Genomic DNA, 21,022 nt, shown 5'->3' with positions numbered 1-21,022 from the left:
ATGCCTGGAAAACCGCCCATGCCCATGCCTGGAAAACCGCCCATGCCCATGCCTGGAAAACCGCCCATGCCCATGCCTGGAAAACCGCCCATGCCCATGCCTGGGAAACCGCCCATGCCCATGCCTGTGAAACCGCCCATGCCCATGCCTGGGAAGCCACTCTTACCCATGCCTGGGAAACCGCCCTTCCCCATGCCTAGTAAGCTGCCTAGTAAGCCGCCTATGCCTGGGAAACCTAGAATACGTTGAGAGCCTAATAGCATGTTTCCACCTACTTTTTATAAATATTTCATAGTCTTTTCCATGCTATGCTTAAAAAAAATAAAGGAGCTTATTCTCCTTTAAAATTAGGCGGACTAACTACCGTTAAAGATAAGTTATGATGCTATATTATGTATCTTATGTGCTGTATTTTATGCCATTCTAAGTAACCTATATACAAATTTTCAGAATAACAATATCGGTATGTCAAAGATTTAGAGATTACTTGCAATCGCTCTGAAGTTTTTGTACTAGAAAATATACTGTTCGTGTCCCCCTTTCATAATGCCGTATTTCGTCCGGTTCCTTCACATTGACGCTTCTTTAGCCCGCTATTCGCAAGCAATAAGAGCACTCCATACCCGCCTACTGTGCAGATGCGCCGGCTTAGGCTAGTAGTTATACGTCTCTTGTCTTCTTTTCACTAACGAAATAGGAGGCATATTATTTTATCTTCGGATATACATAATTAATTTTTATTGGACGAGCATACACTCATTTTTAACTTGATCACATACAATAATAAGAATAGTAAATGAGGAGGTGCGTAATAATGCCGAAGCCAGCCTATGGTTATGTTACACTTGTGGGTCGCAAACCTATAGAAGTCGAATCAGGCGAAAACGTAAAATTTAATAGAAACGGTCCATTAAATCATATCGTGTTTGATCCACCTAGTGACACGCTAATAATTCCTGAACCAGGAGACTATAAAATCGAATTTATATTATTAATCGATGGTCCTGCTTCTACTTCAGTATATGGTTTAATTTTAAATAATTCTTTAGTCGGTGGACGACTTACTAATTACGGTATACAAAGACTAGTGGATGGAGCGAGTCTGATGCTTACTGGACAAGCTATTATCCATATTCCTAAACGTTCAACACTACAACTTAGAAATATAGGATCAACTACAGATATGTTACTCCCAATTCTAAACGGACACAAAGTTAATGCTGCATCATTAACTATCGAGAAGCTTAACTAGTAAGGTTTATTTGTGCAGCAGTTGGGATTAAAATAGCGTTCTATCAATAGATAGAACGCTATTTTAATCCATAAATACATATCAAAAACTAGCAAACCTACTTATTCAACTACTGATAGAATTACTTATGCCTTTATGGCAAAACATAAGCACCAATTTTAAATCTATTTTGTAATAGTAGACTTTTGGTTAGTTCACCAACACGCATTCTCCCATAATCTGAAGTATATCTAATTTTTCAGGAGGTTAATTTTATGGCTAAAACATTATGTAAAGAACTAGCAAAAATCCTCAAAGGTGAAGCTGAACAAAAAAACGATGTATGCATGGTAACAAGGGAGAGAAAGGATTTAGACGTAACAATTCTTGGACATCCTACACATTCGGAAATGGTAATTTCTTTGGAGTTTAGTTTCGAACCTATTTCTAAAAGATATGAAGATTTTGGTTTCGAACCTACTTCTAACAGAAATGAAACTTTAAATCTAGCTGAACTTGTTTTTTTACAAGACGAAGTAAATCCTTTTTTAGAAGCTATCAAAAAGAGCGATGAAATTAAAGTCTCAGCTATACACAACCACTGGTTGTTTGAAAAGCCAAGACTCATTTATATGCATCTTGAATCAATTCAAAATCCGGTAGAGTTTGCAAAAGAGATTGCTAGAGCTCTTAAGAAAGCTGGAGTAGAATAAATATTTTTGAATAACGAGCAACATCTTGTTTTTCTTCTATAAGTAATACAAATGTACAATCCTAGATATCTTAAATAATAAGGGCTTGATGACCCCATTACCAAAAGTTGGTTTTTAGATTTGAAAGCGAGCATTCCATCAGCGGGAATGAAAATCCCCACTGATGGAATGCTCACTTTATTTCTTCTTCCGACGGAATAAATCAAGTGTTTTGTACCCTTGTGAAAGGATATCAACCATTTGTTGGTGACGCTTATCACGTGTTTGTTGTTGCTTCGCTGAGAATATGTGACGCGCCCAGTCTTTTTGATATCCAGGTGTTAAGCTTTGGTAAAACTTAAGTTCATTTGGATGATCCGCTAATAATGCTTCAACATCCTTCACATTGTCCTCATAATCCGCAACGCATTGGCTGGCAGTCGATGTTTTCTTTTCTTTCTTTTTTTCACGTTTTAAACCAACAACAGTGAAAACATCATCCATGCTTACCATACGCGCAAACTTAATATCGCTATTCCCTACATAACCATCCTCTCCAACGTTCATTGCTGGAAACATTTCATCTCTATGAATAAAGGTTTTATAACGAGTATTCCCTTTTTTCGGATATGCGAAAAATACATAGCCCTTCTCAAGTAAAAGCTGTTCATTATTCATAATAAATTGTGTATGTGTAACCATTTCATCAATTGTTTCTACAAAAATGAAAATAGCATCATGATCTTTCGAAAGGATAGTCGTTTGTTCAGTAAAGACATCATAGTCGCTTGGTTGATTGATTACAGCCATATTTGTGAATTTATTTAGTTTTAATTTATCGATAATTGACATAACAGGCTCCTTAGTTTTTATTATATTTCAATTTAAGCTTCATTTTTTTCTAATAAAGTGTACCTTATTCAGACAAAAATGTCTGTAAAGATGATTACTGGTTTATAGCCGTTCGTAAATACTTGCTTAAAATAAAAAGGCAGACCATCCAATTATTTTATTAAGTAACTGAAAAACGAGAATATGATAGTCTTTTTATTTGTTAATTATGTTACATATGTAGACGAACAATGTTTAATTTTCGTAATAGGGGTACCGTCACATTGATAAAAAGACATTATCCTTTCCAATGATTCCTCAGAAAGAATAACGTCTTTTTCATTTTAAGGGGTATTTTGTCTTGTTAGCTTGATAGCGATGGGACGGTACCCTTATATACAAAAACAGAGGGCAGATATGCATCCGCCCCTTGTGTCCAACCAATATTATTCTTGCTCGTCCATAATTTTCTCAAACGCAGCAGATACTTTTTCAAATTCCTCGTCACTCTCAATGTATGAGAATTCACTATCTTCTTCTACTTTTAAAAAGAAGATATCAATGTCTTCCTCTGTTTCCGTTTGAATGTCTTCTACAAAGCCAACAGCAATGTATTCTGCTCCTTCGACATTCATCGTTCCGAGCACTTCAACTTCCTGCTCCTCATTACTCTCATCGCTAAGGGTAAAAATTTCGCCTACTTCAATTTCAGACATATTCATTCTCCTCCTGTTATACTCTAAAAAATAGAACGTTCAAATCGTATACTTACTATAGTATATCTTTCCATAAAAAATCAAATTAATGCGCAAAGAACAACAATTTCTTGCTGCTTCAGCGTAAGAATCCAACTAAAAGGATATCATCTGTGAATATGAATGAATACATTTTGAGCTCTCGTCACATGCCCATCAACTTTAGAAATGGGTTGCCCCTAAAACGAAAAAAATGAGTTGAACTCTCATAAATAACTGTCGAGATATAAATTTTTCGTTTTGGGGATATGTCAAAATCTTATCTTGATGAGCATAAGGTACTGACGGTAAAACGAGGATTTTATATGTTAAGGATATGCAGGATTTCATGCAGGCTACGAAAACGGTTTAAACTGCCAATGCTATTGTGACATGGCTGTATGAAATCCTGCATACAGTGAAGGGAACAGAAGGCTGGAAAACTCCTGGTATGAATGGGTTTCTGGGATTTGATTACCGCTGATAATGATACGTTATGTTAACTTCACATGAATATGATATTTATCAATTTTTTCTTTCATTAACCATGATAAAATTGTATGAAAAGGATATCGGAGGGGTTCTATGAAACTAGTAGGACAACAAATATATCTTCGACTTTACAAGATTTCTGACGCCAGCGAGTTAGCTAAATTACTTACTAGAAATCGCGAATTTTCCCAACGATTTTGCCCATTATTCCCAGAAGCCTTTTTTACAGAAGAACATCAAAAAATACGCCTTAAACAGGCATTAAAAAAGACAGATGAAGGACAATTATATCCTTTTGGAATCTTTTTAAAAGCAACTGATAAACTTATCGGAGACATTTCATTAACTCAAATTGCTAGGGGAGACGTACAAAGCTGTTATACGGGATTTACTTTAGATAAGGAGCATAATGCAAAGGGCTATACAACAGAAGCTCTTCAACTTGTTGTAGACTTTGCTTTTAGAGAATTAAAACTACATAGAATTGAAGCAGGAGCTATGCCTGACAATATAGCATCTATTCGTGTATTAGAAAAAGTAGGGTTTAAAAAAGAAGGTATAGCTAAAGAAAATATAAAGATTAATGGCAAATGGACAGATCATCAAATATTAGCTATCATCAACAGCTTGGATGTGTAAGCTCATTTCACTTCCAATAACGGGAACTATGTCAACTAAAATGAAGACCGCGCGGTCTTCATTTTTTTGTACACAGCTTATTAAGAGTCTTACTGTAACGGCGGTTCTTCTATGTTGTAGTAAATGAGGTCATATGTTGTACAAAAAAAGAATAGATCAAGCACATAATCTCTGCTTGTATCTATTCTCCTCATTGCCTCTCTTATAAAGACTATAATAATATATAAGAGATGTAGTCTTAATCAAGAATACCCTGTTTTTTCTGTTACTTAATAAAAACAATTAGCAGTCTGCCTTTTCATTCATCTTAAAAATGTAGTATTAGTCTGCTTTTTGCTTTTTACTTACAAAAACAGAACATAGAATTAAGATTATTAAAATGCCTAAACAAAGAAAAATACTTGCTCGGTTCTGATCGCTGAATGCAAATGCCACACAGCTAATCGTTAACGCTATCGCAGTGAATGAGGTCACATATGGAAATCCCCATACTTTAAAATGCGGTAACTTTGTATATGTTTTGCGAAGCTTCAGTTGTGCTAAACATATGCTGATCCACACCACTGATACCGTAAATCCCGGAATTGCCATCAAATACCCAAAAACACGGTCAGGGGAAAAGTACGCAACAAATGTCCCCCCAATAAGAACGATAGAGCTTAAGATAACGCTATATAATGGAACACCATTCTTGGAAACATGTGAAAACAGCTTCGGTGCTTCCCCTTCTGTAGCTAAGGAATGCAGCATACGTGTACAGCCATAAACACCGGAGTTTGCAGCGGACAAAACAGCTGTAATAAGGACGAAGTTCATAATATGAGCCGCTCCTTTAAATCCGACTGCAGATAACACTTGCACAAACGGGCTTGCTTGGTTGCCGATTTCATTCCATGGAATTAATCCGCAAATGACAAGGATTGGGAGCGTATAGAATAATACGATTCTCCAAATTACTCCTTTAATCACTTTAGGCAATACCTTCTCTGCATCCTTCGTTTCTGTTAAAGTCAATCCGATAAGTTCAGAACCACCGTAAGAAAAAATTACTACTAACAATGCAGAAAATACTCCTGACCAGCCGTGCGGGAAGAATCCCTGGTGCTGTACATAGTTTTGCATATAGTGAGTTTCATTGCTCGGGATAATGCCGAATAAAATACCTGCACCTAAAACAAGAAATAGAACAATCATCGTAATTTTAATTCCGGCAAACCAAAATTCAAACTCTCCGTAATTCTTCACATTCATAAAATTAATAACCACAATGAAAATAGCACTAATAAGACTTAAAGACCATAAAGACATAGAAGGAAACCAATATTGCAGAAAGCTTCCCGCAGCTATTACTTCAATGACACATACAACTAACCACATAAAACAGTACAGCCATCCAATTACAAATGACACTTTCGTTCCAAATGCTTTATGAATAAATCCTTTCATATTCACCCCAGGATAAGCGATGGCCATCTCCGCAATTGCACTCATTACAACAAGAAGCAATAATCCGGCAAACAGATAAGAAAAAATAACTGCTGGTCCCGCTATGGATACTGTTTCAGAAGTCCCTTTAAATATACCTGTACCGATTGCTCCTCCGAGTGCCATCAAACGAATATGCCGTGGCAATAATCTTTTTTGTAATTCCATAATTATCCTCCTAATTTTTAATATAAAGATTTTTTATTTAACAAAAGATTCTATAGAATCAAGTGTAGTTTTTCTTCCAATAAAAAATCGCCCCTGTCCTAAATGACAGGGACGATTGAAACCGCGGTACCACCCTAATTGCAAACTTAAGTCTGCCTCTTGATTTTGTTAACGATCTTTTGACCGTCTTTCCCTCTATAAAGGTCGCCCCTTATTTCGAAAAAGATGCTCCGGGATTGAAATTCACACTTATTTATGTACTGATTCGCACCTTCCATCAGCTCTCTGAAACAGGGAAATAAGCATTACTATATTCCTTTCATTGCATTTCCTATATTAAGTTTTCTATATAATAAAAAAGTCCCTACTGATTGTATCAGTAGGGACGAATATATCGCGGTACCACCCTAGTTGCAGACTAAGTCTGCCTCTCGACTTTGTTAACGATCATTTTTGACCGTTTTTCCCTCCATAAAGGTCACCTTTACTTCGAAAAAAAAAGCTCCAGGATCGAAATTCATCCTTATCTTTGTACTGATTTTCACCTTCCATCAGCTCTCTAAAACAGTGAGATAAGCACTACTTATATTCCCTTCATTGCCCAATTATATTTCAATTTATATGACGTAATTACGTTCTTCAGTAAGTATGTTTTGTATTATAGAGGCTGCATTAATATTCTGTCAATGGTTTTAAGCAATATTTATTTAGGTATGTTTTGCTAAAGGAAGCGATACTCATAGTTTTAAAAGAAAATCCGACTGGAGCCACATATGTGACTCATCAATGAATGTGTGAAACAATACCCCCAATAATAGGTTATGTTAACTTTGCGTAGGGAAATTTTTTTTATTTCAAATATTTAGAATTAACATTAAAATAAATAACAGGAGAGGGATTATGGAAATTACAAATAATAAATAACGAGGAGATAGAGATGAAAGTACAATTAAAAGCTGATTTAATGCTACTAATGGTTACATTTTTTTGGGGTGCATCTATCTTACTTACAAAGGTTGGCCTCAATTACATAGAAGAATATAATTTAATCGCATTACGTTTTATTATTGCTTTTCTTTTATCAGCTATAGTATTTTACAAGCACTTAATCAAAATTGATTTTAAAACTGTAAAATATGCGTTTATATTAGCTTCTATTTTGTTTATCGTTTATGTTTTTGCGACTTTTGGTACAAAGTATACAAGTGTTTCTAATGCCGGTTTCTTAATGAGTCTCACAGTCATCTTTATTCCAATACTATCATCTATATTTTTAAAGCAAAGACCTGAAAGAAAAGTTGTATTGGGAATTATTTTAACCATAGTAGGAATAGGATTATTAACGTTAAATAACGAATTCAAGATAGCTTCTGGTGATATATTATGTATCTTATGCGCTTTATTTTATGCAGTTCATGTCATCGTTACTGGAACAATGACTAAGCACGTTAATTCAATTACTCTTGGGGTAGTACAACTAGGTTTTGTCGGTCTATTTAGTCTCATTTTCTCAATGTTTATGGAAACCCCAAAACTTCCTGACACTGTTGAATCATGGTCTTCAATCTTAGCCTTAAGCATATTTTGTACAGCAATAGCTTTCATTGTTCAGGTTATTGCACAGCAACACACCAGCCCTACACATACAGGTCTTATTTTCTCATTAGAACCTGTTTTTTCTGCAGGTTTCGCTTTCTTTTTCACGGGTGAAACTCTCACATTGAAAGGTTACTTAGGTGCAACACTCATATTATTAAGTGTATTAATTGCTGAACTAGATTTTAAAAGTTTATTAAAGTTAAGTTATAAGAAAAATATGGAATAAAGTGAAACTTCCATCAGTGGGGGTTCTCCATCCCCCCCTGATGGAAAGCCCGTCCAATCGGGCACATAGAAATATATACATGTTACAAATATTCATTTATATCATTCTAATTCTCCTAACCTACATTCTCTTCTGGTAACACGAATTATATGAATGATAAAGAGCGTCCATCTTCGGGCGCTCTTTTCGTTATAAACGGAAGTTTTTTTGTTTATCCTCACATCATTTGAATAGAAAAACGTGAACTACCCGCCACTTAACGCTCTTACGAGCAGTTTGAAGTGGGGGCTTCTCGGTTAGTCGTTACTTTTATGAGCTAACGAATTAGTCCTAAGACCGCGAGCTATCTCCCATGTTCCATAGGTTCTTTGATACGATTTATGATAATGCTAACAAGCGTATCGCTTCATTTTTGATGTTGATTGCAGAATTATAATCTCTATCTATTGACGTACCACAATCACAAGCATACACTCGTTCAGATAGTGCTAAATCCTTTACGCTTCCACAACTACTACATGTCTTTGTAGAAGGAAACCATTTGTCAATTTTCACAAGTTGTTTGCCTTGTTCTTGTAACTTATAGGCTAAAAAAGCCGTGAACATCCCCCACCCATTATCCGTAACACTTTTTCCAAAGCTAAGTGCTCGTGACATTCCTTTCATGTTCAAGTCTTCAATTGCTACAACATCAAAGTTGTTAACTAATTCTTTTGACTTATGATGAAGGAAGTTCTTACGTTGATTTGCTACTTTTTCATGCAATTTAGCTACAAGAATACGTTGCCGATTCCAACGCTCTGAGCCTTTTGTACGTCTTGATAATACTCGTTGGGCCTTTGCTAATCTTTTTAATACTTGACGGTAGAAGCGAGGATAATTGGCTTTCTCATTCTCACTACTAACATATAATTCAGACATAGAAAAGTCTAATCCAACAACAGTTTCCACTTCTTTCTGCACGATTTCTTTTTCATACTCAGTCAAGATAGACACATAGTATTTCCCAGTGGGGGTCATGGAAATCGTGCATGACTTAATCACATGGTCCTGAGGTATTTCTCTATGTTGTTTGATCTTTACAAGCTTCAATTTCGGTAATTTGATATGACCATTCAGCAACATAATATTTCCGTTGACCATATTCGTTGTATAAGATTTTCTATCCTTTTTGCTTTTGAATGTTGGGAAGCCATTTTGACCACTAAAGAAATTTTTATAAGCAGTTTGCAAGTTTAATTGAGCATTCGCTAATGCTAATGAATCCACTTCTTTCAACCATTCAAACTCCGCCTTGTACTTTGCAGGAGTAGAAAATTTTTGTTTCTTTAGTTCTTCTTTATTCCCTTTATGCTTCTCATACACATCTTTTCGTTCAGATAACATCTTATTGTATACAAATCGCACACACCCAAAAGTTTTACGTATAAGATGTGCTTGTTGTTCTGTTGGATACAAACGAAATTTGTACGCTTTATTATGTATTGTCATATCATTTCACCTCACTTTTCACCTTGATTTTCGATATACTTTTTTACTACTTCTATTGGTGAACCACTGGTAGTGAGTAAGCAAAAACTTCTTGACCAGAACATCTCTTTCCAAAGTTTCTTTTTCACTTGTGGAAAGTCTCTCTTGATTAGTCGAGAACTGGCACTTTTATACGCATTGATGAACTTTGTTATTTCTGTATTTGGATGTGCTTTGAATAAAATATGAACATGGTCATTGTCATGATTCCACTCAACTAAAGTTATGTTATAGCTTTCTGAAAGCCTTATAAACATATCTTTTGCATAGTTAGACATATCATCATCAAATACGTTTCTTCTATATTTCACAACTAATATAAGATGATAATAAAGCAAGAATACTGAATGATTGTTACTATCTAACTTCATTGATATACCAACCTTTATACTTTATAAGACTGATTATATCAGAGTGAAAATAAAAATAATAGCAAGTACTTTTTGGCTAACACCAAACCGAAATTCATCTCCCACCTACCGTTGAGTTATCGCCCTGCACACGCTTAAGGAAGGAGAATTCTTTCGGGTAAAGCGTTAAAATAAACGCATCCATAACTGGAAGACCCTAAATCATCTTCATAAGACGCTTATCATTCTACACTTTTTTTGTTGGATCTATTTTTTGACGTGATTTTCTGCGATACATAACGGTCCAAATGATTGCAAGTCCAATGAATCCATACGTGACTAAACTAGAGATTGCTAAAAACGTAGATACTGAAAGGCTATAGACCAGCACCACTTTCAGCAATCCTTCCCCTAATAAAACAATCCCCCACCCCGCTGTCATGATTCGCAATACTTTACGAAAGTAGGCATTGTTCCACTTATCAGCAAAAGCTGCCTGTTCTTTTTGCGTTTTTCCGACAGTAAATCGTAAGGCGAAATAATAAATTAGCGGTCTTCGAGTCATAAGAGAGCCAAGGAAAATTAATCCCATAACTCCTGTGACAAATGATTCCCGAACCAAAATAAGTCTTTCGTCTCCGCCAATGAGAGCAGCGATAATTCCAAGAATAAATCCGACTAACATAAACACTGCAAATGCATCCCATTTTCTATACTTCAGAAAATAGATTATAGTTTCTACTAAAGGAATCATTGTAGCAATTATGAGCGCTGTGATGTTCGACACATGGCCTAATAACAGCTCGTAAACTAAAATGGGCAATGCCACATTAATAAGTAAAGAAAGGATAATTCCACGCACAATTTGTTTTCGTTCCATGTTACATCCCCTCCTCTGTATAGATCCCATGAAAACCAAATGGAATATGATGAGGAACCTCTGCTCTTCCGATTTCCACTTCTTTATTTAAACTACTTAACCCTTTTTGAAACGTATTCAATTCGCATTCCCCCCCTTAAAATAACATACGTAATATGCGAATAAAAAAGTCATGCAAGCTTTTTTTGTAAATGCTGATGAAGTATTTGCTGAACGCGTATTCCTTAAGAAAGAACCATAAAAGTCTTAAAACCAATCGCCGGTTTGTTAATAATAATTTTATGAATATTCCAAAAACCACTCCTACATGTCCATTAACTAAAATATTACTGAAACACTCATTTCGATATTGAATAATAATCATAAATCTTTCTATAAAATTGTATTGATAATTTTCTTTAAAAAATTTTTCTATTCATCGTCCTCTATAATATTTCTTCTTTTACTATCTTCTATTAATTTACACAACTATTTGTTCAAACTATCATAAAATATTACATCTTAAACATACGATTCTTTCTATAAAAAGATTGGGTGCTTTGTTACAAAAGTAAAGTTCAACTAACTATCAGTCGAGAATGCCCCCACTAGTGGAAGTTTCACTTTATCTCTCAATCAATAAAAAATTAACAATCAATTCTAAATTTTATCTTTTTTTCTATTATACTTTGTTATATTGTTGTATAATATTTTTGAAAGCGTTTATTATTTTAATATACATAATTTAAAACGTTTTTATTTGAACATTCATATATTTCAGACTATTCACTAGCAGGTGATTCACTTCCATATTATCCCTAAAAATCATTCATATCTATATTATGTAGCGATTTTTTCATACCCATTTACTAGATAATAGGAATAATTCTCTGGGTGATAAGTAATTGTGAATGTTTTTTTACAAAACAGATAAGTAATAACGTTTTGTATTATGTAAATTATCGTAATAACATAAGATATATAAAATGAATTGCACTCGTTACTATTTCATTCATCTTGAAAGAAACAGCCTAACGAGTAGGAGGTTTTGTCAAATGACGAGTAAGAATACAAATACAAACAACCCGTGGGCTAAGTTCCATGGTCCTAACCTTGGCTATGTCATTGAACAGTACGATCGTTATGTAGCTCAGGCAGGTTCTGTTGATCCGGAGTTAGAAGAGCTTTTTGCAAGATGGGGCGCTCCTCCTTTTCATGCAGATTTTACAAATGTAAACAGCAATGTCTCTAATTTTTCTTCTCAAAACAATACAGATATAGAAAAAGTTCTAAAAGCTGCAAAGGTTTTAGAAAATATTCGTTCATACGGTCACCTATCTGCGCACATTAATCCACTGGAGGAAAAAATGGATGGGCAGTTTTCTTTAGAGGGCCTAGGCGAAAATGATTTGAAAGCGATTTCAGCTAAAATGGTTTGGGCAAACGCACCTGCGGATGTTCAAACAGCATTTGATGCGGTTAATAGATTAAAAGATGTTTATTCAAAATCTTTAGCTTATGAGTTCGCTCATGTGCACGATAGCGAAGAACGCGCATGGCTGCAAGAAATGGTGGAATCAACTTCTCTGTATCATCCATTATCAAACGAAAAACGAATTGCAGTCTTAAAACGTTTAACAGCAGTCGAAGGTTTCGAGCAATTTTTGCATAAAACATTTGTTGGTCAAAAACGCTTTTCTATAGAAGGCGTTGACATGCTTGTCCCTATGCTTGATGAAATTATTTCTGAAGGCGCTAAGGGCGGCGTGAAAGATATTATGATTGGTATGGCTCACCGCGGACGTCTGAGCGTACTTGCACATACATTAGAAAAACCTTACAGTCACATGTTTACTGAATTTAAGCATTCAGCACCGATGCAAGACAAGGACAAAAACAATGTCGGCTGGACGGGAGATGTTAAGTATCATTTAGGTAAAGAACAATTAATTGACTCTGAGGGTTCTCTTACTCGCGTTACATTAGCTAATAACCCAAGTCACTTAGAATTTGTAGACCCAGTTGTTGAAGGTTTTGCACGTGCTGCTCAAGAAAATCGCCAACAAGCAGGTTATCCAGAACAAGATATTTCTAAAGCTTTTGCAATTTTAGTACACGGTGATGCTGCGTTCCCTGGTCAAGGTATTGTACCTGAGACGCTGAACTTAAGCAGACTGAAAGGTTATCAAACAGGCGGTACAATTCACATTATCGCCAATAACGCAGTAGGATTCACAACTGATAGTTATGATTCTCGTTCTACAAGATATTCTAGTGACCTTGCGAAAGGCTTTGATATTCCGATTGTACACGTAAATGCTGATGACCCTGAAGCTTGTCTTATTGCAGCTACTCTTGCTTTCCAATACCGTACGCTGTTCAAAAAGGATTTCCTAATTGACTTAATCGGATATCGCCGCTTTGGTCATAACGAAATGGATGATCCTGCAGTTACACAACCGAAAGTATATAAAAAGGTAAGCAAGCATCCTACTGTAAGAGCTTTATATGCTGAAGAGTTACAGGCGAAAAGCATTCTAAATGCTGACGAAGTAGAAACAATTACGCAATTTGTACAAGAGCATTTGAAAGCTGAATATGCTCAAGTTTCTTCAGATAAAAAAGAAGTAAGTGCTAATATTCCAGTTCCTGAAGTAGTTGCAAATGGAATTCCACAAATGATGACAGGTGTTTCATTAGAAACACTTCGAGAATTAAATACTAGTCTTCTGCAATGGCCGGAAGGTTTTAACGTATATCCAAAATTGAAAAAAATTCTTGAACGCCGTGATAGTGCATTTAAAGATGGCGGTAAGCTAGAATGGGCAAATGCCGAGGCGTTAGCGTTTGCTTCGATTTTACAGGACGGTACGCCAATTCGTCTAACAGGACAGGATTCAGAGCGCGGTACATTCGCACAGCGTCACATTGTACTACATGATACAGAAACGAATGAAACATATTCACCAATGCACCGTCTACCACAAGCTCGTGCTTCCTTCGCGGTTCATAATAGTCCGCTTTCAGAAGCTGCTGTTGTAGGATTTGAATATGGCTATAACGTATTTTCTCCTGAAACACTTACAATGTGGGAAGCACAATACGGAGATTTCTCTAACACAGCACAAGCATTGTTCGACCAATTTGTTTCAGCAGGAAGAGCAAAATGGGGACAAAAATCCGGACTTGTCCTACTCCTTCCTCACGGTTATGAGGGTCAAGGTCCTGAGCATTCCAGCGCTCGTCCAGAACGTTTCTTACAGCTTGCTGCAGAGAATAACTGGACAGTTGCAAACTTAACAAGTGCAGCGCAATATTTCCATATTCTGCGCCGCCAAGCAGCAAGTCTTGGAACGGACTTTGTAAGACCATTAGTTATTATGACGCCAAAGAGCTTGTTACGTCATCCACTTACATCTTCACCTGCTTCTGAGCTAAGTGAAGGCAGCTTCCAAACGGTTGTAGAGCAACCAAACCTTGGAACAGAAACAAGCAAAGTGAAGCGTCTTGTATTAACTACAGGCAAAATGGCAATCGACTTAGCGGTAGATGTTGAATCTAACAAACAAGAGCATACGTTAGATGAAGTGCATATCGTTCGCGTTGAACAACTATACCCATTCCCTAAAGAGAAAATCCAAGCAATCGCTGAGCGTTATGAAAACTTGGAAGAAATCGTATGGGTACAAGAAGAGCCAAGAAATATGGGCGCTTGGCATTATATCGCACCAATTTTATTCGAACTTGCCTCTGGCAATGTGAAAGTAAACTATATTGGACGTCCAGATCGTTCAAGTCCATCAGGCGGCGATCCACATGTTCATAGAAAAGAGCAAGAATTAATTATTAATCAAACACTTAATATTAATTTCAAGTTACAAGAAGAAAAAGACTTCGTTCACAATAAGTAATAAAGTATTCTCATGAATGGGGAGAGCATCCCCCATTCATGTTTAGAGAAGATTATCACAAAACATATCAAATCAATTGTTAGGCAAATAGGGGAGGACATTTAAAATGATCGAAATTAAAGTACCTGAGCTTGCAGAATCTATTACAGAAGGAACTATTTCACAATGGCTTATCAATGTAGGTGACAAAGTTGAGAAAGGCGCAAGCGTTGTTGAGCTTGAAACAGATAAAGTCAATGTAGAAATCATTGCAGAAGATTCAGGTATTGTATCACAACTACTAGGAGAACCTGGAGATACAGTTGAAATTGGTGATATTATTGCAGTTTTAGATGCAAACGGCACTGCAGTAAGTACACCTGCTCCAGCAGAGCCAAAACAAGAAGTTACTGAAGCACCGAAAGCTGAGGCTCCAAGTGCAGCGCCAAATAAAACAGCTTTACAAGGCCTTCCAAATACGGACCGCCCTATCGCATCACCTGCTGCTAGAAAAATGGCTCGTGAATTAGGAATCGACTTAAATGAAGTACGCAGCACTGATCCACTTGGCCGTGTAAGACCGCATGATGTACAAGCACATGCTGCTGCGCCAAAAGAACAACCAAAACAAGAAAAACAAAGTCCAAAACCAGCTGCAACTACTGAGTTTGAAAAACCAGTTGAGCGCGTAAAAATGTCCCGCCGCCGTCAAACAATTGCAAATCGTCTTGTAGAAGTTCAGCAAACGGCTGCAATGTTAACAACATTTAACGAAGTTGATATGACAGCTATCATGGAATTACGTAAAGAACGTAAAGATGCATTTGAAAAGAAACATGATGTTCGTCTTGGCTTCATGTCATTCTTCACAAAAGCAGTTGTAGCAGCATTAAAACAATTCCCATTATTAAATGCTGAAATTCAAGGTGATGAGCTTATCCTCAAGAAATTCTATGACATCGGTATCGCTGTTTCAGCTCCAGAAGGCTTAGTTGTTCCTGTTGTACGCGATGCAAATAAAATGAATTTTGCTGAAATCGAAAGAGAAATCAGTGAACTTGGTAAAAAAGCTCGTGACAACAAACTTACTTTAAAAGAACTACAAGGCGGAACATTCACAATTACAAACGGAGGCGTATTCGGTTCACTAATGTCAACGCCAATCCTGAATGGACCACAAGTAGGTATTCTTGGTATGCATAAAATCCAAGTACGCCCTATCGCTATCGATGCAGAGCGTATGGAAAACCGTCCAATGATGTACATCGCCCTTTCTTACGATCACCGCATCGTAGACGGAAAAGAGGCTGTTAGCTTCCTTGTTGCAGTTAAAGATATGCTTGAAGATCCAAAATCATTATTATTAGAAGGTTGATCATTTTATAGATCACAGAGCCCCCTTGCAAATGCAAGGGGGTTTTCTTCATTTCTACTTCCATAATAAAAAATAATTGTAGACTAATGCCAAGAAATTATCGTAATCTACTATCTATAAACTAACATATAGATAAGGTGACAAAATGGAATTAGGAAACTTCTTTTTTACTATGCTTATTACAACTTTTCTACAATTAGCCTCTTTAGTAGGATTCATTATTCTAGTTGGATTTTTATTAGGATATTTAGAAAATCGTTCACGAACATATTGGACAAGAGCTTTCGGAAGAAAAGGCTTCCTCTTAACCTCATGGATTGGAACACCCATTCATGAATTTGGGCATGCATTTATGTGCATCTTATTTGGGCATAAAATCGTAGATATTCAGTGGTTTCCAACGAATACGAGTAACGGGTATTTAGGATATGTGCAGCACGAATATAATCCTAAAAGTATATATCAAAAAATAGGTAATTTCTTTATCGGTATTGCTCCTATTTTTTCTGGAATTGCAGCACTAGTTGGCTTAATGTATTTTCTTATCCCTCACTCATACTCGGTATTCATGAATGGGATTGAAACAAATATTCAGCCCAGCGGCGTCATGAGTGACATGATAAAACACACTGTTTTATCTTCTATCCTATTATTAAAAAGCATTTTTACTATTAGTAATCTATTAAATCTTTATTTTTGGATCTTTCTAATCCTGGCAATTTGCATCTCTACGCATATTGCCTTAAGTAAGCCTGACATACAAGGTGCATTAGATGGGCTTATTACAATCTTCTTGTTCCTATTTCTCTTCAACGTTATAGGAGGCATTCTTCATTTTGATAGTCATGCAATTATCGCAAATATAGCGAAATATAATGCTTACTTCCTTGCTTTTTCTAGCATCGCTATTTTATTTTCATGCATTACTCTTGCCATCAGCTATATTCTTTACAAGATAAAGTGAAACTTCCATCAGTGGGGGTTTTCTTCATCCCCCACTTATCTTCCTCGTTTCTCTTTGAATCTTGAAGTGAGGGTCTTACTGCCCGCGAATAGCGGGATAAAACGTAAATGCATCTAGATATTCACACACTAAAAAATAAAAGGAATTGCCCTTCATCTGACCCTTTTAGATTAGATGAAGGGCATTTTTTTTCATGTTTTGATAAGCAGCAGTGAGATATACCTGCCCCTGCCCCTCGAAACCGAGATTATTGATAGCCATGTAGCTCTTTAACATCCGCAAGGCTCCACTCAATTGTTAAGCAGCGTACTTTATATAATCGGTTTCCTGCCTTTGTCCGTTTATGATCTTATGCTATATCTTTATAGTCCGCTCAAATATGACGTGTGATGACACGATAATTTTGGTTATGAATACTCCCCCACTTAGCAAAGCTTGTTTAGAGGTGAGAGTCCTCTCGAAAGGTATGATAGACTTTTGTTTCATCAGCTTTGTTCAGAAACTTCTCTGCATCTATCTGAATGTACTCCGACTGTTTTTTAATTGCCCCAGTAAGGATAGTGTTTTTATGAATTGAGCAAACTATGGCACTCATAAATATATTTGTCAAAATGAAATGTATACAACAACTATAGTACGTGAAATTTTTATATGTTTTATAAAACAAACCCTCTAAATGAGGATTTGTTCTTCTACATATTGATCTTATAGGAAGGGTGATTAAGGGAACTATAATTTTTATATTATCATATAAATGATGGTTATCATGTTGAGAAAAAGCAATCGAACGGGTATTTTTATACTTTAGCTAATCTTTTCTAACAATAAAGTTAGTTATTGGAGTAGTATGAGGATTTTGCGGACTTACAAAGTTAAAGGTGCAATGCTTGACATGTTAGCATTTATAGTTCATTTTAATGAAGTTCCCTCCTATACACTGCAATAATTGCAGCGCCCCTTCCTTTTGTAATAATAGAAAATTGTAGCCACTCCCAACGCGATTCCCCAAATTGGAAATAACAAGAGAGGCGTTGATGCTCCCCAATTCTGAAAATTGCTGCTAAAAGAGAAATCAAGGGCGATCTGAATACCAGCAGCGATTAACATTATGGAGACAAATCCAGCAGGAACGATGGCCAGAGCAGGAGGTACGCGCTTCCCAGCCAAAAACGGAATCCAACGAGGAAAGATTTCTCCCCACGGCTTTATAAGTCCCCGGGTAAGAATGGCTCCACTAATCGATACCAAAGCTAGGCCTGCTCCAGCCCATACAGCCCCTGAATCTTGAAGACTTTGAAATAATTCCTTTGTAATTCCTAGAGGTATTCCCAACAGCCATGCAATGCGGGTAATATCGTAATAAGCAGGAGCAAGGATCGCAACATAGGTTGCTAATCTTCCCCAGCGCGCCGTAGAATTGGAAGCCATCGAACGCTTCGTGCCGTTTTTATGTCCACAATATCTGCAAGCATCTCTGGATTGACGTTGAAAGGACAAGACCGTCGCTGCCCATAGCACTCCTCCTACAAGACAAATAAATTGATTTACCACCGGCCATGTGATGTGATCGAAATAATGTAACGATAGCCCGAAAAAAGTCCCAATCAAGCAAATAGGAGCATAAGCTACTAACATAATTGCGCGGGTATCCGGGATTGTAAAGCAAAGAATCATCGCGACGCTCCAAGCATAAAAAATGAGAATCGTTCGGATAAAACCACGCACTTTGAACTTGAACATAAAAAGCACTACCACACCCAAAAAACAAAGAATAGCAATGACTGGCCCTGCATCAGTAACTGTAACATGTCTAAAAACTGAATGTAACGCATTCGGATCGTTCGTCAAACCTAATGGAAAACCTAAGCCTCCAAGCGACCAATACACCCCCAACATACCATAAATGAGCGTCCAAATGATTGCTGCATATCGAATCCATTCTGGCCAACGCCTCCACCAGCGAAACAATGCATGTTTCGCTCCAGTCATCTTGGGATGAGATGCAGTATTCAAATTTACAGGATTCATGAAGATCACAACTCCTTATATGCTATTTCTTTTAGTATATGGTGCGCTAGTAAACAGGAGGTAAACGGAAGATGAATTTCACCTTAACTTTGCGCCAATAACAATCTAATCGACAGAGAAGTCCCTTCGTTCGGCTTACTGATAACGATTAATTTTCCACCATGGGCTTCAATTAGTTGCTTTGCAATGGACAATCCCAATCCCGAGCGTTCGGAGGGCATTATTACTGCATCACTTTTAACAAACGACTCGCTAAATCCAATCCCGTTATCTTTAATCTGAATTTCCACCATTCGGTCATAAAGCCGCGAAATGCAAATCGCAATCTTAGTTCCTTCTGGATTATGGACGACGGCATTGACAAGTAAATTACGGATAGCACGTGTCAACAGCTTTGGATCGCAAGTTACCAAAATTTGTTCTGACTCCGAATCCATCATGAACAGATGACCGGTCGCCCAAGGTGCACTACTGACATCCGCCATCGCTCTGCGTACGAGTTCAACTATATCCAATTCCTCGACCTTTAGAGGGATTTGGCCCTGAATCGTTTCATTAAGATCCTGCACCATTTCTTTCAGATGAGCCGCTTTCTGTTGAATGATAGCCAAGAACTCCCTCTGTTCCGTTTCACTCCATTGATACTCCGTATTTATCAACATGGTGGAATAGCCGGATATGTAGGTTAATGGTGTTTTTAAATCATGCGATATCCCTCGAATCCATTCTTGTTTCGTTTGTTCCGACTCCCGCAACTCTTTTTCGTTTTTTTGGAGTGTGCTCCCAAGCATCCGTAAATGCTCGAACACTTCCTTATAGACTGCATATAGAAATTTCAACGTTCCTCTTTTACGAGAATGAATCTCATCCCAACGCATAGGAAAATCATATTGACCATTTGCCAAACGTCTAATCCAAACAATAATGAAATAAATCGGCTTCCCAAGATACCATCCAATCAGAAGCAAGGTCAGGAGAAAAAGTAGGGCGCACACCACCAATACATAAAGCGTAAAGATGTCTGAATTGTTTCCATCCGTGAGTGTTTGTGGCCAAAAAAGCCAAGCCGTCCCAATGACAATTATTTGAATACAAACAAACAGAAAAAAGAAAGCCATTAGCAGTTGTAATGCGATACGAAGCATAACGTTCATTGTTCTAACCTCCTGCGGGTGGAACAAATTTATATCCGATTCCTCTCAACGTAACAATCAACTTAGGATTAGACGGATCAACCTCAAGCTTCTTTCTGAGTCTGGAGATGTGGATAACGACTGTTTTCTCATCCCCTTGCACCATCGTACCCCACACTTGTTCATATAGTTGTTGGGCGGTAAATACCTGATTGGGATGTTTACAAAAATAGAGAAGTAGTTCAAGTTCTTTAGCCGGACAAGGAGTATCTACATTGTTAACGATAAGTTGACCGGTCGTACGGCTAACCGAAAAAGTATTATACTGATACAAATCCTCAGCGCTTACAACATCAGACGCATAGAGAGTGCTCCGTCTCAAATGTGCCTGAATTCGTGCAATAACTTCCATCGGATTGAACGGTTTGGTTACATAATCGTCCCCGCCTAAATACAGTCCCTGCAACTTATCCAAATCACTAGAACGGGCGCTAAGAAATAGAATAGGGGTTCTTATAGTTTTACGTAACTCCATACACAAGGAAAATCCGTCCATATCAGGAAGCATGACATCAAGCACAATTATATCGAAGCGTGTTGTTCGAACAGCCTTGAGCGCATCAGCAGCGGAACTGGCTTTAGTAACATGGATATACCCTTCTTTTCGAAGAAGATTCTCAAGCATAGTTAAAATGCCTTCCTCGTCATCAACCACTAATATCGCTTCATTCCGCATGATTCCAACCACCTTTGTAATAAGATATGAAAACTCCCGCCACTTATCTCCTTCGGATCT

At 37.1% G+C, this 21,022-nt stretch carries 17 protein-coding genes, 1 pseudogene and 2 other annotated features; of the genes and pseudogenes, 8 read left to right on the top strand and 10 right to left on the bottom strand.

The genetic code is table 11. The annotated features are described in order from the left end of the window. The 3 genes from ACFQZ1_RS26665 to ACFQZ1_RS26655 all read left to right on the top strand — a co-directional run. Positions 1-200, top strand: a 200-nt coding sequence (locus ACFQZ1_RS26665; protein WP_377885216.1) for a hypothetical protein, incomplete at its 5' end; no start/stop codon positions are given. 614 nt (positions 201-814) lie between these two features. Then, positions 815-1,252 carry a BclA C-terminal domain-containing protein gene (locus ACFQZ1_RS26660; RefSeq protein ID WP_377885215.1) on the top strand — a complete coding sequence of 146 codons (438 nt, stop codon included), beginning with the start codon at positions 815-817 and terminating at the stop codon, positions 1,250-1,252. Positions 1,253-1,506: 254 nt separating this feature from the next. Then, positions 1,507-1,944: a DUF1259 domain-containing protein gene (locus tag ACFQZ1_RS26655; protein WP_377885214.1), complete on the top strand. Its 438-nt coding sequence runs from the start codon at positions 1,507-1,509 to the stop codon at positions 1,942-1,944. Between the two features lie 177 nt (positions 1,945-2,121). On the opposite strand, the gene ACFQZ1_RS26650 is transcribed toward ACFQZ1_RS26655, so the two are convergent. Further along, positions 2,122-2,775, bottom strand: a complete 654-nt coding sequence (locus ACFQZ1_RS26650; RefSeq protein WP_377885213.1) for a YdeI/OmpD-associated family protein — start codon at positions 2,773-2,775, stop codon at positions 2,122-2,124. A gap of 425 nt (positions 2,776-3,200) precedes the next feature. Then, entirely contained in the window at positions 3,201-3,470 is a 270-nt protein-coding gene (locus ACFQZ1_RS26645; protein ID WP_098309122.1) for a DUF1292 domain-containing protein, read from the bottom strand. A 603-nt stretch (positions 3,471-4,073) separates the two neighbouring features. On the opposite strand from ACFQZ1_RS26645, the gene ACFQZ1_RS26640 reads away from it, so the two are divergent. Continuing rightward, entirely contained in the window at positions 4,074-4,619 is a 546-nt protein-coding gene (locus ACFQZ1_RS26640) for a GNAT family N-acetyltransferase (protein WP_377885212.1), read from the top strand. A 321-nt stretch (positions 4,620-4,940) separates the two neighbouring features. Here the strand turns inward: ACFQZ1_RS26640 and ACFQZ1_RS26635 are convergent, their stop codons facing one another. Further along, positions 4,941-6,272, bottom strand: a complete 1,332-nt coding sequence (locus ACFQZ1_RS26635; RefSeq protein WP_377885211.1) for an amino acid permease — start codon at positions 6,270-6,272, stop codon at positions 4,941-4,943. 104 nt (positions 6,273-6,376) lie between these two features. Continuing rightward, positions 6,377-6,604: a binding site (T-box leader), on the bottom strand. 46 nt (positions 6,605-6,650) lie between these two features. Beyond that, positions 6,651-6,879: a binding site (T-box leader), on the bottom strand. Positions 6,880-7,209: 330 nt separating this feature from the next. Between ACFQZ1_RS26635 and ACFQZ1_RS26630 the strand changes: the two genes are divergently transcribed. After that, on the top strand, positions 7,210-8,097 hold the full coding sequence (locus ACFQZ1_RS26630; RefSeq protein ID WP_377885210.1) for a DMT family transporter: 888 nt from the start codon (positions 7,210-7,212) through the stop codon (positions 8,095-8,097). Positions 8,098-8,475: 378 nt separating this feature from the next. Here ACFQZ1_RS26630 and ACFQZ1_RS26625 read toward each other — a convergent pair whose 3' ends face one another. From ACFQZ1_RS26625 to ACFQZ1_RS26615, 3 genes are all read right to left on the bottom strand, one after another. Next, positions 8,476-9,588, bottom strand: a complete 1,113-nt coding sequence (locus tag ACFQZ1_RS26625; protein ID WP_377885209.1) for an RNA-guided endonuclease TnpB family protein — start codon at positions 9,586-9,588, stop codon at positions 8,476-8,478. A gap of 11 nt (positions 9,589-9,599) precedes the next feature. Further along, positions 9,600-9,998: an IS200/IS605 family transposase gene (tnpA, locus tag ACFQZ1_RS26620; protein WP_377885208.1), complete on the bottom strand. Its 399-nt coding sequence runs from the start codon at positions 9,996-9,998 to the stop codon at positions 9,600-9,602. Between the two features lie 226 nt (positions 9,999-10,224). Next, positions 10,225-10,857: a VC0807 family protein gene (locus ACFQZ1_RS26615; protein WP_377885207.1), complete on the bottom strand. Its 633-nt coding sequence runs from the start codon at positions 10,855-10,857 to the stop codon at positions 10,225-10,227. Positions 10,858-11,891: 1,034 nt separating this feature from the next. Between ACFQZ1_RS26615 and ACFQZ1_RS26610 the strand changes: the two genes are divergently transcribed. The 3 genes from ACFQZ1_RS26610 (at position 11,892) to ACFQZ1_RS26600 (ending at position 17,065) form a co-directional block, all read left to right on the top strand. Continuing rightward, positions 11,892-14,747 carry a 2-oxoglutarate dehydrogenase E1 component gene (locus ACFQZ1_RS26610; RefSeq protein ID WP_377885206.1) on the top strand — a complete coding sequence of 952 codons (2,856 nt, stop codon included), beginning with the start codon at positions 11,892-11,894 and terminating at the stop codon, positions 14,745-14,747. Between the two features lie 106 nt (positions 14,748-14,853). Continuing rightward, positions 14,854-16,101: a 2-oxoglutarate dehydrogenase complex dihydrolipoyllysine-residue succinyltransferase gene (gene odhB, locus ACFQZ1_RS26605; protein ID WP_377885205.1), complete on the top strand. Its 1,248-nt coding sequence runs from the start codon at positions 14,854-14,856 to the stop codon at positions 16,099-16,101. 145 nt (positions 16,102-16,246) lie between these two features. Continuing rightward, entirely contained in the window at positions 16,247-17,065 is an 819-nt protein-coding gene (locus tag ACFQZ1_RS26600) for a hypothetical protein (protein ID WP_377885204.1), read from the top strand. Positions 17,066-17,230: 165 nt separating this feature from the next. Here ACFQZ1_RS26600 and ACFQZ1_RS26595 read toward each other — a convergent pair. From ACFQZ1_RS26595 to ACFQZ1_RS26580, 4 genes and pseudogenes are all read right to left on the bottom strand, one after another. Beyond that, positions 17,231-17,471 (bottom strand): annotated as a pseudogene (locus ACFQZ1_RS26595) (IS5/IS1182 family transposase); the annotation flags it as partial. A 524-nt stretch (positions 17,472-17,995) separates the two neighbouring features. Then, on the bottom strand, positions 17,996-19,093 hold the full coding sequence (locus ACFQZ1_RS26590) for a hypothetical protein (RefSeq protein WP_377885203.1): 1,098 nt from the start codon (positions 19,091-19,093) through the stop codon (positions 17,996-17,998). 83 nt (positions 19,094-19,176) lie between these two features. Continuing rightward, a complete protein-coding gene (locus ACFQZ1_RS26585; protein ID WP_377885202.1) occupies positions 19,177-20,247 on the bottom strand; it encodes a sensor histidine kinase in 1,071 nt (356 codons plus the stop codon). A 4-nt stretch (positions 20,248-20,251) separates the two neighbouring features. After that, positions 20,252-20,962, bottom strand: coding sequence for a response regulator transcription factor (locus tag ACFQZ1_RS26580; protein ID WP_377885201.1), 711 nt, complete (start codon positions 20,960-20,962; stop codon positions 20,252-20,254). Positions 20,963-21,022 lie beyond the last annotated feature (60 nt).

The sequence above is a fragment of the Bacillus sp. CGMCC 1.60114 genome, from assembly GCF_042676365.1.
Classification (GTDB): domain Bacteria; phylum Bacillota; class Bacilli; order Bacillales; family Bacillaceae_G; genus Bacillus_A; species Bacillus_A rhizoplanae_A.
This window is presented reverse-complemented; position numbering and strand designations above follow the sequence as displayed.

Bases quoted from the DNA above. Each gene is read 5' to 3' on its own strand.
- tnpA (WP_377885208.1), bottom strand. From the start codon at position 9,998: ATGAAGTTAGATAGTAACAATCATTCAGTATTCTTGCTTTATTATCAT.
- ACFQZ1_RS26585 (WP_377885202.1), bottom strand. From the start codon at position 20,247: ATGAACGTTATGCTTCGTATCGCATTACAACTGCTAATGGCTTTCTTT.
- ACFQZ1_RS26660 (WP_377885215.1), top strand. From the start codon at position 815: ATGCCGAAGCCAGCCTATGGTTATGTTACACTTGTGGGTCGCAAACCT.
- ACFQZ1_RS26615 (WP_377885207.1), bottom strand. From the start codon at position 10,857: ATGGAACGAAAACAAATTGTGCGTGGAATTATCCTTTCTTTACTTATT.
- odhB (WP_377885205.1), top strand. From the start codon at position 14,854: ATGATCGAAATTAAAGTACCTGAGCTTGCAGAATCTATTACAGAAGGA.
- ACFQZ1_RS26590 (WP_377885203.1), bottom strand. From the start codon at position 19,093: ATGAATCCTGTAAATTTGAATACTGCATCTCATCCCAAGATGACTGGA.
- ACFQZ1_RS26650 (WP_377885213.1), bottom strand. From the start codon at position 2,775: ATGTCAATTATCGATAAATTAAAACTAAATAAATTCACAAATATGGCT.
- ACFQZ1_RS26580 (WP_377885201.1), bottom strand. From the start codon at position 20,962: ATGCGGAATGAAGCGATATTAGTGGTTGATGACGAGGAAGGCATTTTA.
- ACFQZ1_RS26630 (WP_377885210.1), top strand. From the start codon at position 7,210: ATGAAAGTACAATTAAAAGCTGATTTAATGCTACTAATGGTTACATTT.
- ACFQZ1_RS26640 (WP_377885212.1), top strand. From the start codon at position 4,074: ATGAAACTAGTAGGACAACAAATATATCTTCGACTTTACAAGATTTCT.
- ACFQZ1_RS26635 (WP_377885211.1), bottom strand. From the start codon at position 6,272: ATGGAATTACAAAAAAGATTATTGCCACGGCATATTCGTTTGATGGCA.
- ACFQZ1_RS26610 (WP_377885206.1), top strand. From the start codon at position 11,892: ATGACGAGTAAGAATACAAATACAAACAACCCGTGGGCTAAGTTCCAT.
- ACFQZ1_RS26600 (WP_377885204.1), top strand. From the start codon at position 16,247: ATGGAATTAGGAAACTTCTTTTTTACTATGCTTATTACAACTTTTCTA.
- ACFQZ1_RS26655 (WP_377885214.1), top strand. From the start codon at position 1,507: ATGGCTAAAACATTATGTAAAGAACTAGCAAAAATCCTCAAAGGTGAA.
- ACFQZ1_RS26625 (WP_377885209.1), bottom strand. From the start codon at position 9,588: ATGACAATACATAATAAAGCGTACAAATTTCGTTTGTATCCAACAGAA.
- ACFQZ1_RS26645 (WP_098309122.1), bottom strand. From the start codon at position 3,470: ATGTCTGAAATTGAAGTAGGCGAAATTTTTACCCTTAGCGATGAGAGT.